This window comes from Microbacterium sp. NPDC056569 (assembly GCF_042793475.1).
Classification (GTDB): Bacteria; Actinomycetota; Actinomycetes; order Actinomycetales; family Microbacteriaceae; genus Microbacterium.
Genome location: NZ_JBHTUV010000015.1, coordinates 77,684 through 89,628, shown reverse-complemented (window position 1 = coordinate 89,628; position 11,945 = coordinate 77,684). Strand labels below are relative to the sequence as shown.

The following is an 11,945-nucleotide window of genomic DNA, read 5'->3' as shown; positions in this document are numbered from 1 at the left end:
AGGCACGGAAGAGAGGTCCCGCGTGGCCCTGTTCGACGAGAACACGACGATCGAGCCCGCCCCCCGGCAGCGGATGTCGCGTCGCACGCTGGTCGGCGTGTGGGCACTGGCGATCGCGATGGTGGTGCTGCTGGTCATCACGTTCCTGCCGACCTCGTATGTGATCCAGCGCCCCGGTCCGGTCTACAACACGCTCGGCAGTGCACAGGACGCCGACGGCGAGGAGGTGCCCTTGATCTCGGTCGAGGGAGCCGAGACCTACCCGACCGACGGCTCGCTCGACCTCCTCACCGTGCAGGTGCAGGGCAACCGCGAGCGCACGCCGTCGTGGTTCGAGCTGGCGATGGCGTGGTTCGACCCGAGCAGGGCCGTGATGCCGATCGACGCGATCTTCCCCGAGGACCAGACCACCGAGGAGCGCAACGAGCAGAGCGCTCAGATGATGGTCGATTCGCAGCACGAGGCGACCGCCGCCGCGCTGATCGAGCTCGGCTACGACGTCGGTGCGACGCTGGCGGTGCACTCCGTCCAGGGAGGCGCCGCGGCCGAGGGCATCCTCGAGCAGGGCGATCTGATCCTCGAAGCGAACGGCGAGGATCTCACGGATGTCTCGGCCCTGCGCTCGATCATCAACGAGGGCGAGGGCGCCCCGGTGGAGCTGGTCATCGAGCGGGACGGCGAGCAGCAGACGGTCGAGGTCACCCCGAAGGAGACCGCGAACGACGACGGGGAGACGGTCTGGATCCTCGGCGTCAACCTCACCACCGACTACGACTTCCCGATCGACGTCACCATCCAGCTCAACAACGTCGGCGGGCCCAGCGCGGGCATGATGTTCGCGCTCGGGATCATCGACACGCTCACCCCCGGCGAGCTCAACGGCGGTCAGCAGGTCGCGGGCACCGGCACCATCACCGCGGACGGCGAGGTCGGCCCGATCGGCGGCATCCGACAGAAGATGTGGGGGGCGCTGGATGCCGGAGCCGAATGGTTCCTCGCGCCCGAGGCGAACTGCGACGAGGTCGTGGGCCACATCCCCGGTGATCTCCGGGTGTTCTCGGTCGAGGACCTCGACGACGCGCTGGCCGTGCTGGATGCGGTGCGCGAGGACGGCGACCTCGACGCGCTCCCGGTCTGCACCCTGGACTGATCTCACGGATCGTGCCCGAAACGTTGCGAGTTTCTGAGACTTCGCCCAGGGAGGACAAGGCGGGCGCCGAGAATCCCGCGCCTAGGATGGGAACGTGACCACGACCTCCGCGCCGACCCCGGCCACACCCTCTCGCACCCGACGTGTCATCGCCATCACCCTCGCGGTCATCGCCGCGCTGGTCGTCGCCTTCTTCATCTTCGCCAGCCTCTATGCCGACTGGCTCTGGTACGACCAGCTCGGGTTCTCGGAGGTGCTGCTGACCCAGTGGGTCGCCCGCATCGTGATGTTCGTCGTCGGCTTCCTGGGCATGGCGGTGCCGGTCTGGCTCGCCATCCAGCTCGCGTACCGGCTGCGTCCGGTGTATGCGCGGCTGAGCTCGCAGCTCGACCGCTATCAGGAGGTCGTCGAGCCGCTGCGCCGGCTCGCGATGTGGGGCATCCCGATCTTCTTCGGCTTCTTCGCCGGCTTCGCCGCCTCGGCGCAGTGGGAGACCACGTGGCTCTGGTTCAACGGCGTCGCCACCGACACCACCGACCCCGAGTTCGGCCTCGACACCGGCTTCTACATGTTCGCGATGCCGTTCTGGAGCTCGCTCGTCGGCTTCGCGTCCGCGGTGCTGTTGATCTGCCTGCTCGTCACGGCGCTCGTGTCGTACCTGTACGGCTCGGTGCGCATCGGCCAGCGCGAGCTGCGCATCTCGAAGTCGGCGCGCATCCAGCTCGCCGTGATCGCAGGCCTCTACCTGCTGGTGCAGGGCGCGAGCCTGTGGCTCGACCGGTACAAGACGCTCGTCGAACCCGGCGACCGCATCACCGGCCCCGGCTACACCGGCGTGAACGCGATCATCCCCGGACAGACGATCCTCGCGTTCGCCGCCGTCATCGTCGCGATCCTCTTCTTCGTGACCGCGATCATCGGCCGCTGGCGCTACCCGCTCATCGCGACGGCGCTGCTCGTGGTGTCGGCGATCGTCGTCGGCGTCGGCTACCCGTGGGTGGTCAACACGTTCCAGGTGCAGCCGAACCGGTTCGCGCTGGAGGAGGAGTACTACCAGCGCAACGTCGACATGACGCACGAGGCGTACGGCGTCGACGGCCTCGACCAGCAGGACTTCACCGCCGTGACGGATGTCGAGGCCGGCCAGCTGCGCGACGACGCGGCCACGACCGCCCAGGTGCGCATCATGGACCCGGCGATCATCTCGCCCAACGTCCGCCAGCTCGAGCAGTACCGCTCGTACTATCAGTTCGCCGACCCGCTCGACGTCGATCGCTACGACATCGACGGGGTCTCGCAGGACACGGTGGTCTCGGTGCGTGAGCTGAACCTCGCCCAGCTGGGCAACGCGGCGGACTGGCAGAACTCGGCGGTCGTCTACACGCACGGGTACGGACTCGTGGCGGCGAAGGGCAACGATCGCACGAACGAGGGTGATCCGGTGTTCCTCGAACGCGGCATCCCTGCTGCCGGCTTCCTCTCCGACCAGGAGGACTTCCAGCCGCGCGTGTACTTCGGCGAGTACTCGCCGACCTACTCGATCGTCGGCGCCCCCGCGGGGGCCGAACCGGTGGAGCTCGACTACCCGTCGGGCGAGGACGGCGCCGGCGAGACGAAGACGACGTTCGACGGCGAGGGCGGACCGAGCCTCGGCAACGTCTTCAACCGCCTCATCTACGCGCTCAAGTTCCAGGCCGAGCAGATCCTGTTCTCGGACTACGTCAACGAGGACTCGCAGATCCTCTACGACCGGAACCCGCGCGAGCGCGTGCAGAAGGTGGCCCCTTACCTGACGCTCGACAACGACGCCTACCCGAGCGTCGTCGACGGCCGCATCGTGTGGATCATCGACGGCTACACCCTGAGCGCCAACTACCCCTACTCCTCGACGGTCAGCCTGACCTCCGCGATCTCGGACTCGTCCAACCCGGCTCCCCGGTTCGCACTCGACGACATCAACTACATCCGGAACTCGGTCAAGGCGACGGTCGATGCGTACGACGGCTCCGTCACGCTGTACGCGTGGGACGAGGAAGACCCGGTGCTGGAGTCGTGGCAGAAGGTGTACCCGTCGACGATCAAGCCGATCAGCGAGATGTCGGGCGACCTGATGGCCCACGTGCGGTATCCGACCGATCTGTTCAAGGTGCAGCGCACGATCCTCGGCGTCTACCACGTCGACGATGCGCGGTCGTTCTACCAGAGCGACAACCGCTGGCAGACGCCGAACGACCCGCAGGAAGAGACGGCGCTGCAGCCGCCGTACTACCTGACGATGCAGATGCCCGATCAGGACAGGCCGACCTACTCGATGTTCACGTCGTTCATCCCGGCGGCTACGGCGGGCAACACGCGCAACGTGCTGATGGGCTACCTCGCGGTGGATTCGAACGCCGGCAGCGAGGACGGCGTGAGGAGCGAGGACTACGGCAAGCTCCGGATGCTCGTGATCGATGCCGACACGACGGTGCCCGGTCCCGGCCAGGTGCAGAACACCTTCAACTCCGATCCGCAGATCTCGGCGCAGATCAACCTGCTGAAACAGGGGCAGTCGGAGGTGCTGAACGGCAACCTGCTGACGCTCCCGGTCGGCGGCGGCCTGCTGTACGTGCAGCCGGTGTTCGTCCAGTCGTCGACGGGCACGAAGCTGCCCAAGCTGCAGAAGGTGCTCGTCTCGTTCGGTGACGACATCGCGTTCGAGGACACGCTGAACGAGGCGCTCGACACGCTGTTCGGCGGCGACTCCGGTGCCGATGCGGGCGACACCGACGTGCAGCCCACGCCCGGCGCGACGCCGGCGCCGACCCCCGAGCCGACGCCGACGGAGCCGACCACGCCGACGGAACCGACCGACGACTACCAGGCCGCTCTCCAGGAGGCGCAGCAGGCGATGCTCGACCGCCAGGCTGCACTCGAGGCGGGTGACTGGGCCGCGTACGGCGAGGCCGACGAACGCCTCACCGCCGCGGTCGAGACGCTCATCGAGCTGGGCGGCGGCCAGTAGCACGCACGGCGCGAAGGCCGCTCCCGCGAGGGGACGGCCTTCGGCGTTCCCGGTTCAGGTGGTGAGGACGGCGTACCAGATGAGCAGCAGCGTGACCGCGAAGCCCGAGAACTGGTTGAGCCACAGGAACCGGCGCCATCCCGTCGTCGCGGCGGCCGCATCGGCATCCGCGATCGAGCGATAGGGCCACACCGTCACGAGGTAGGGCAGCACGAGCACGGCCGCGATCGGCCCCGGCCACGTGGTCGCGAGCATCGCCACGCCGGCGGCGGCGTAGCAGGCCAGCGCGAAGCGCACGGTCCAGCGTGCTCCCCTCGCCGTGGCGATCGACGCGATGCCCGCTTCACGGTCGGCCACGACGTCCTGCACGGCCCCGAACGCGTGCGAAGCCACGCCCCACAGGGCGAACGCTCCGATGAGCGCCACCAGCGGCAGCGTCCACGTGGCGCCGGCCAGGACGAGACCGTAGACCGCGGGGGAGAAGAAGTGGATGCTGCTGGTCACCGAGTCCAGGAACGGCCGCTCCTTCAGCCGCAGCGGCGGCGCGCTGTAGAAGACGACGAAGAACAGGCTCGCCGCGAGCACGACCCACGACAGCGGGGACCCGATCACCGCCAGGTACGCGACGAACGGCAGGCACAGCAGCCCTGATGCCCACAGGGTCACGCGGTGCATGCGGCGGTCCAGCACCGCGCCGTGGGCACCTCCCTTGCGCGGGTTGCGCAGGTCGGATTCGTAGTCGAAGACGTCGTTGATGCCGTACATGGCGAGGTTGTACGGCACGAGGAAGAACAGCGTGCCGACCACGAGGGTCAGGTCCACCTGGCGGGTGGTCATGAGGTACGCCGCCGCGAACGGGTACGCGGTGTTGATCCAGCTGACCGGTCGCGAGGCGACCAGCAGCTGCCGTGCGACGCTTCCCGCGCGCAGCGGCGGAGCGGCCGTCATGCTCGCACCTCCTCGTGCCGCGCGCGTGAGGGTGCGAGCAGCGTGGACACCGCGGGCACGAGGAATGCCGCGCAGACCGGGTACGCGAAGTCCTCGATCGGCGCGAGACCGATGCGCACGCCCGAGATCAGCGCCTCCGGGTAGGTGAACAGACCGGCGGCGATCATGAGGTTGTCGAACACCGCGGTGAGTGCGACGAGGACACCGGCGGCGATGACGGATGCTGCCATCCGGCGCCCGAAGCCGGGTCGCCGCACGGTGAGCAGCACGACGACCGCCGTGACCGCGACGAAGGGCGCGACGATGAGGGCGTACGTCATCGGGCCTCCTCGGAGCGCAGGGGCGCAGCATCCGTCTTCCGTCGCGCGGTCAGACGCATCGCGCCGGACCACGCGACGAGCGCCAGATAGCTCAGGAACGCCAGGAAGACGGGCTCTTCGAGCGGGAGGTGCGGGGCGAGGTCCACGCCGAGCAGAAGAGGACTGTCGCCCTTGACGAAGACGCCTGCGGCGATGCCGACGGCGTCCCACGCGAGGAAGAACGCCGTGCCGACGCCGACGGCGATCGCGGTGCGGGCGGGCGCGTGCCACGCGGCGAGGCGCCAGCGCCGGTCGAGCAGCAGCACACCTGCGGCGGATGCGAGGATCGCGGCGAGGTAGATCCCCGGCACCGTCACACCCTCGCCGGCTCTGCGAGGGGACCGGGGGAGCGATCCCCCCGCAGACGCTTGACGACGAGCTCCGCCGAGATGAGGCACATCGGCAGGCCGATGCCCGGCAGGGTGGAGGCCCCGACGTACGACAGGCCGTGGACCCTGCGCGAGGTGTTCCGGGGGCGGAACACGGCGCTCTGCCCGAGCGTGTGGGCGAGGCCGAGCGCGTTCCCGCGCCATGCGCCGAGGTCGGACGCGAAGTCCCCGGGAGCGACCGTGCGGCGCACCACGATGCGGTCGGCGAGATCCGGGATGGCGCACCAGCGGGAGATCTGGGCGATCACCCGGTCGGCCGCGGTCTCGATCGCCGGGTCGCCGTCGCCGTCGATGCCCCCGCGCCCCAGCCGGGGATCCGCGGGCACGGGGACGAGCACGAAGAGGTTCTCGTGCTCCGGCGGCGCCACGGCGGGGTCCGTGGCGCTGGGACGGCAGATGTAGAGCGACGCGGGGTCGGGTATCCGCGGACGGGAGCCGAAGATGTCGGTGAAGTTCGCGCGCCACTCCTCGGCGAACAGCAGAGTGTGGTGGGCGAGCTGCGGCAGCCGGCCCTCGACGCCCAGCATCACGAGCAGCGCGCCGGGGCTGGGGGTGCGCGAGCCCCACCATTCCTCGGGGTAGGTCTGCTCGGCGCGGGGGAGCAGACGGGTCTCGGTGTGGTGCAGGTCCGCGCCCGACACCACGAGGTCGGCCGGCACGCGGTGTCCGCCGGCGAGCTCCACACCGGTCGCGACTCCGGATTCGGTCGTGATCGCGGTCACGCGGGCGCCGGTCTCGATGGCGACCCCGGCCGCCTCGGCCAGCCGCGCGATCGCGTGCACGAGCTCGGTGAAGCCGCCGCGGGGGTACAGCACCTGATCGCCCAGGTCGAGGTGGCTCATCAGGTGGTACAGGCTCGGCACGCCATAGGGGGATCCGCCGAGGAACACCGCGGGGTACTCGAGGATCTGCCGCAGCCTCGGGTCGGTGAACCGGCGCTCGACATGACGGGCGAGGCTGCGCGTCAGGAGGGGCGCGAGTCGCGGCATCCGTCTCAGCAGTGCCGGGTCGCGGAGGCCCGCCGTCGTCTCGTACGTGTCGTAGAGGAAGCGCGACACGGCGAGGTCGTAGGCGTCTGCCGCCGAGTCGAGGTAGGCGTCGAGGCGTGCGCCGGCGCCGGGCTCGACGCTCTCGAACAGTGCCGTGGCGGCTGCTCGTCCGGAGCGCACGTCGAGGGGCGCGAGGCCGGTCGACGGATCCGAGTACACGCGATACGCCGGGTCGAGGGGCACGAGGTCGAGCTCGCGCGCCGCAGACGTGCCGAGCAGCCGGAAGAAGTGCTCGAACACCTCGGGCATGAGGTACCAGCTCGGGCCCGTGTCGAAGCGGAACCCGTCGCGCTCCCATGATCCGGCGCGGCCGCCGAGCTCGTCGCGCGCCTCGAAGAGGGTCGTGTCCCAACCCTCCGTCGCCAGGAGCGCGGCAGCGGCGAGCCCGCCGACACCGCCGCCGATGACGACCGCGCGCCGCGGTCCGTCGAGGAGCGTCATGCGCGCACCTCCCGCGGGGCGAAACCGAGCAGAGCGCGCGCAGCCAGACGCGCCTTCACGGCGTCGGGCACACGCACCCGCTCACCGCCCCCGTCACCGGCGCGCAGGCGCACTGCGAGCTCGGCGAAGAGGTCGTGCGCGGCGGTCACCGCTCGCCGGCAGTCCGCCGGAAGCGCCGGGATCGCGCTCGCCGCGATCGCGAGGTCGCGGTCGATGCGGTCGAGCACGGCGGCGCGCTCTCCGTCGGCCGAGGACAGGCCGAGGTAGTCGCGCCCGAGCACGGCCTCGTCGTGGTGGAGGTCGCGCAGGAAGTTGACGTCCTGGAACGCGGCTCCGAGGCGCCGCGCTCCGTCGACCAGCTCGGGAGAGGGGACGACCGGATGCTGCCCACCCGCGTTGACGAACACCTGCAGGCACATCAGCCCGACGACCTCCGCCGAGCCGTAGACGTAGGCGTCGTGCGACGCGGCGTCGTGGCGGCGGGTGTCGAGGTCGGTGCGCATCGATGCGAAGAACGGGCGCACGAGCTCCGGCCCGATGCCGCACTCGCGCGCCGTGCGCGCGAAGGCGTGCACGACGAGGTTGGCGCTGAAGCCCCGGTCGACGGCCGACAACGCCTCCTGCTCGAGCTGGTCGAGCACGTCCCCGGCGGCTTCCGGCGAGAGCCCGGCCTCCTCTGCGGGACCGTCGACGATCTCGTCCGCGATCCGCACCAGGGCATAGACGTTGCGCACGTGCGGGCGCGGGCGCGGCCCGAGCAGTCGGCACGCCAACCCGAACGACGTCGAGTAGCGCGCGATCACGGTGGCCGCGGCATCCGCCGCCGCCTGGTCGTAGAGGGCGAGCCCCGTGCTGGCGGATGTGCGCGCGGTGCTCATGGGATCCGTCCTTCGATGCCGTCGGCGAGGCTGCGCAGGAGTGCGCCGGCGCGGTCGGTCAGCGCGGGATCGTGGGAGTCCTCCCGCACCGACTCCAGTGTGTCTTCGACGAGCTGCACGAGGCGCAGTCGCGCCCCCGTCTGCTCCAGGACGAGCTGCGCTTCGCGCACGGCGACGGGCCCCGTGCGCGCGAGGGCGAGAGCCTCGTCGATGCGCGGCGTGGCGCCGACCTCGCGGGCGAGCGCGACGAGAGGCGTGCGCTTGTTCTCGCGCAGATCGGGACCGGTGTCGCGTCCGGTCTGCGCGGTGGTGCCGAACGCCCCGATGAGGTCGTCGACGAGCTGGAAGGCGAGGCCGAGCCGCCCACCGGCATCGCCGAGCACGCGCAGCGCTTCACCGTCGGCGCCGCCGAGCAGCGCGCCCGCCTGCAAGGGTGCTCGGAACGTGTACACCGCGGTCTTGTTGAACGCCGTATCGAGGGTCGAGACGCGGGACGGATGCTGCGCCGCGACGCTGTTCTCGACGTCGGCGAGTTCGCCGGCGGCCGAGATGAGGACCGCGTCGTCGAGCAGCGTCAGCAGCCGGTCGCGGGTGCCGTCGTCGGTGTGGGCCATGGCGACGAGCCGGAACGCCTCGTGCAGCAGGATGTCGCCGGCGAGGATCGCCGCCGCGTCGCCGACCAGCGCCGCGCCGTCCGGGTCGGCGCCGTCGTCCTGCGCACGCTGGCGGAACTCCCCGGCGATGTTGGGCACGCCGCGCCGCATCGTGTCGTGGTCGATCACGTCGTCGTGCACCACGAACGCGGTATGCAGCAGCTCGAACGCCGCAGCGACCGAGAGGACCGCGGACGCGTTGGCGTCGCCGGTGCGGAACGCGTCGAAGGACGCCGTGACCAGCGCCGGTCGGAGGCGCTTGCCGCCCTGCGCCGAGCGGGTGATCGCCGCGCCGAGCGCCCCGAACGCCGGGCCCAGTTCCGACGCGCGCTCGCGGATGCGCGCGAGGGCGCCGTCGATCGCGATCCGGAGGTCGGGGTCGTCCGCCGCGGGGATCATGACGCCCGTCTCTCGCGCGCGGGCGTGTCGAACAGGTGCAGCTGCTGGGCCTGGAGCACCAGCCAGGGGCTGAAGGCCCACGGCGTCGCCTCGAGCGACAGCGCGAGCGCCTCGGGCTCGACCCAGCGGGCATCGAGGACCTCGAGCGGATTGAGCGCGGGCTCGTCGTCGGTGTAGGCGGTGTAGACCGGGCACACCTCATGCTCGACGATGCCGTTGGCGTCGGTGGCGCGGTAGCGGAAGAGGGGGAGTGCCACGCGCAGATCGGTCAGGCTGAGCCCGAGCTCGAAGTCGGCGTGGCGGCGAACCGCCGAGAGCACGGGCTCGGCGGGGCGCGGGTGGCCGCAGAACGAGTTGGTCCAGACGCCGGGCCAGGTGCGCTTCGTGAGTGCACGGCGGGTGATCAGCACCCGGCCGTCGCTGTTGAGGACGTGGCAGGAGAAGGCGAGGTGCAGGGCGGTGTCGGGGCCGTGCACGCTGGACTTCGGCGCCGTGCCGATGGCGCGGCCGTCATCGTCGAGCAAGACGACGTGGTCGGTGTCGGGCATCCTGTCATTCCTCTCAGATTGCTAGTTAAACTAGCAATATCACGTATGCGATGCTACAACGGGTCGGAAGGAACGTCCATGATGTCCGAACGTTGGGTGCCGCAGACGGAGCATGAGCACGCGGTGATGCGTGTGCTCACGTCCATCCGTGCCGTCAGCGATGCCATGGAGCGCATGCACAGCGGCATGAAGGGCGACATGGACATGAACGCCTCCGACGTCGCCGCGCTCCGCCTCCTGATCATCCGGGAGCGGCAGGGGCGCTCGGTCAGCCCGCGCGACATCGCCAATCATCTGCGCATCTCGACCGCGTCGACGACGAAGCTGCTCGATCGGCTCGCCCATTCGGGACACCTCGAGCGCCGGCCGCATCCGAGCGACCGGCGTGGCCTGGTCGTCGTGCTCACGGAGGACGCGCGGCACGCGTTCTTCCGCGTGTTCGGTGAGAAGCTCCGTGCGATGCGGGCCGTGGCGATGGAGTACGACGAGGCGGAGCTCGCGGTGATCGCACGGTTCCTCGACGACCTCAGCGGCGCGATGGACCCGCCTGGCTGAGTGATTTCCCGCGGTGGAACACAGAAGAGGGCGCCCCTTCGGGACGCCCTCTTCTGTGTTTTCTGTTGCGGGGACAGGATTTGAACCTGCGACCTCTGGGTTATGAGCCCAGCGAGCTACCGAGCTGCTCCACCCCGCGGCACAAGGAATAGCCTAGCACGCGGTTCGGGGTGGTCGTGACACGGGGTGGATCGGCTTGCCCCGATCGCGGGCGGCGGGCAAGGATGAACGCATGCCTACCGAGCATGGCCCCGACCGCGATTCCGACCCTCGAGACGACCGCGTCGACGGTCGTGACGAGACGCCGGAGGAGCGCGCCGACCGCAACTGGAGCGAAGTGCTGCAGGAGGTGCGGGTCCTGCAGACGGGCACTCAGATCCTGACCGGCTTCCTGCTCGCGCTGGCCTTCCAGCCGGCGTTCGGCGAGCTCACCGACTCCCAGAAGGCGTTCTATCTCGGGCTCGTCGTGCTCTCCGCGCTCAGCTCGATCGTCGCCCTCGCGCCGGTGGCGCTTCATCGCGCGCTGTTCCAGCAGCGCGCGAAGGCCGAAGTCGTGCGGTACGGACACCTCGCCCTCGTCATCGCCCTCGGGACCGTCGCGGTGCTCCTCGTCGGCGTCGTGGGCTTCGTGTTCGACGTCGTGCTCGGCGGGTCGGCGTTCTGGTGGGCCCTCATCCCGCTCGGACTGCTCGTCTGCGCGATGTGGCTGGTCGTGCCCGCGATCCTCCGCGCGCGCCGTCGCATGAACGGAGACCGCCGATGACCCAGACGCTGCCCGTCGGCGTCGCCCAGTTCGCGCCGACCGCCGACGCCGCCGTGAACCTCGAGACCATCGCGCACCTCGTGGCCGCGGCGTCGACCCGCGGAGCGCGCGTCGTGGTGTTCCCCGAGTACTCGAGCTACTTCGTCGACCCGTTCGACGAGTCGCTCGCCGAGAACGCGGAGGAGTTGGACGGCCCCTTCGTCCAGGCGCTCACCCGGCTCGCGGCGGAGCACGACGTGACCATCGTCGCGGGGCTGCTGGAGCGTGCGACCGACGGGGAGCGCGTGCGCAACACCGCGGTCGCGGTCGGCGAGGCGGGTCTCATCGCCCACTATCGCAAGCTGCACCTGTACGACGCGTTCGGCCAGCGGGAGTCGGACTGGGTCGAGCCGGGCGAGCCGGGCGAGCCGCAGACCTTCGAGCTCGGCGGGCTGCGGTTCGGCTTGATGACCTGCTACGATCTCCGCTTCCCCGAGGTCGGGCGTCTCCTCGTCGACGCCGGCGCCGATGTCTTCCTCGTGCCGGCGGAATGGGTGCGCGGTCCGCTCAAGGAGCACCACTGGCGCACCCTCTTGCACGCACGCGCGATCGAGAACACCGTGTTCGTGGCCGCGGCGGACCACCCGCCGCCCCTCGGTGTGGGCAATTCGCTCATCGTCGATCCGCAGGGCGTGGAGGTCGCCGCCGTCGGAACGTCGACCGACGTCGCCGTCGCCCATCTCGACGTCGGCGCGATCGAGCGCGTGCGCCGCGTCAACCCGGCGCTCGCGCTGCGGCGCTTCGGCGTCGGGCCGCGCTGACCGGGCGAC

General features: G+C 70.4%; 12 protein-coding genes and 1 tRNA gene. 5 read left to right on the top strand and 8 right to left on the bottom strand.

Annotated features, from left to right (window positions below; genetic code table 11):
- The first annotated feature begins 22 nt into the window (after nucleotides 1-22).
- Nucleotides 23-1,150 (top strand): PDZ domain-containing protein, encoded by a 1,128-nt coding sequence (locus ACFQ7C_RS16880; RefSeq protein WP_378903786.1) that lies wholly within the window; start codon nucleotides 23-25, stop codon nucleotides 1,148-1,150.
- A 94-nt stretch (nucleotides 1,151-1,244) separates the two neighbouring features.
- The gene (locus ACFQ7C_RS16875) at nucleotides 1,245-4,154 is read left to right on the top strand and encodes a UPF0182 family protein (RefSeq protein ID WP_378903783.1); all 2,910 of its coding nucleotides are present in this window, start codon (nucleotides 1,245-1,247) and stop codon (nucleotides 4,152-4,154) included.
- Nucleotides 4,155-4,208: 54 nt separating this feature from the next.
- Here the strand turns inward: ACFQ7C_RS16875 and ACFQ7C_RS16870 are convergent, their stop codons facing one another.
- From ACFQ7C_RS16870 to idi, 7 genes are read right to left on the bottom strand one after another with little or no spacing between them, the layout of a single operon-like run.
- Entirely contained in the window at nucleotides 4,209-5,102 is an 894-nt protein-coding gene (locus tag ACFQ7C_RS16870) for a prenyltransferase (RefSeq protein ID WP_378903780.1), read from the bottom strand.
- Entirely contained in the window at nucleotides 5,099-5,422 is a 324-nt protein-coding gene (locus ACFQ7C_RS16865) for a lycopene cyclase domain-containing protein (RefSeq protein ID WP_378903778.1), read from the bottom strand. The genes ACFQ7C_RS16870 and ACFQ7C_RS16865 overlap by 4 nt, the downstream gene beginning before the upstream one ends.
- A complete protein-coding gene (locus tag ACFQ7C_RS16860) occupies nucleotides 5,419-5,772 on the bottom strand; it encodes a lycopene cyclase domain-containing protein (RefSeq protein ID WP_378903775.1) in 354 nt (117 codons plus the stop codon). Before ACFQ7C_RS16860 ends, ACFQ7C_RS16865 begins: the two co-directional genes overlap by 4 nt.
- A 2-nt stretch (nucleotides 5,773-5,774) precedes the next feature.
- Complete coding sequence (gene crtI / locus ACFQ7C_RS16855) at nucleotides 5,775-7,340, bottom strand: phytoene desaturase family protein (protein ID WP_378903772.1); 1,566 nt, start codon at nucleotides 7,338-7,340, stop codon at nucleotides 5,775-5,777.
- Nucleotides 7,337-8,218, bottom strand: a complete 882-nt coding sequence (locus ACFQ7C_RS16850; RefSeq protein ID WP_378903769.1) for a phytoene/squalene synthase family protein — start codon at nucleotides 8,216-8,218, stop codon at nucleotides 7,337-7,339. Before ACFQ7C_RS16850 ends, crtI begins: the two co-directional genes overlap by 4 nt.
- The gene (locus ACFQ7C_RS16845) at nucleotides 8,215-9,270 is read right to left on the bottom strand and encodes a polyprenyl synthetase family protein (protein ID WP_378903766.1); all 1,056 of its coding nucleotides are present in this window, start codon (nucleotides 9,268-9,270) and stop codon (nucleotides 8,215-8,217) included. The genes ACFQ7C_RS16850 and ACFQ7C_RS16845 overlap by 4 nt, the downstream gene beginning before the upstream one ends.
- Entirely contained in the window at nucleotides 9,267-9,818 is a 552-nt protein-coding gene (idi, locus tag ACFQ7C_RS16840; RefSeq protein ID WP_378903763.1) for an isopentenyl-diphosphate Delta-isomerase, read from the bottom strand. The genes ACFQ7C_RS16845 and idi overlap by 4 nt, the downstream gene beginning before the upstream one ends.
- Nucleotides 9,819-9,896: 78 nt before the next feature.
- On the opposite strand from idi, the gene ACFQ7C_RS16835 reads away from it, so the two are divergent.
- Nucleotides 9,897-10,373, top strand: coding sequence for a MarR family winged helix-turn-helix transcriptional regulator (locus ACFQ7C_RS16835; protein WP_378903760.1), 477 nt, complete (start codon nucleotides 9,897-9,899; stop codon nucleotides 10,371-10,373).
- A gap of 65 nt (nucleotides 10,374-10,438) precedes the next feature.
- Here the strand turns inward: ACFQ7C_RS16835 and ACFQ7C_RS16830 are convergent.
- Nucleotides 10,439-10,512 (bottom strand) — tRNA-Met (locus tag ACFQ7C_RS16830).
- 93 nt (nucleotides 10,513-10,605) lie between these two features.
- Here ACFQ7C_RS16830 and ACFQ7C_RS16825 point away from each other — a divergent pair.
- Together ACFQ7C_RS16825 and ACFQ7C_RS16820 are read left to right on the top strand one after the other, a co-directional pair.
- Nucleotides 10,606-11,136 carry a DUF6328 family protein gene (locus ACFQ7C_RS16825; protein WP_378903757.1) on the top strand — a complete coding sequence of 177 codons (531 nt, stop codon included), beginning with the start codon at nucleotides 10,606-10,608 and terminating at the stop codon, nucleotides 11,134-11,136.
- On the top strand, nucleotides 11,133-11,936 hold the full coding sequence (locus tag ACFQ7C_RS16820) for a carbon-nitrogen hydrolase family protein (RefSeq protein ID WP_378903754.1): 804 nt from the start codon (nucleotides 11,133-11,135) through the stop codon (nucleotides 11,934-11,936). Before ACFQ7C_RS16825 ends, ACFQ7C_RS16820 begins: the two co-directional genes overlap by 4 nt.
- Nucleotides 11,937-11,945 lie beyond the last annotated feature (9 nt).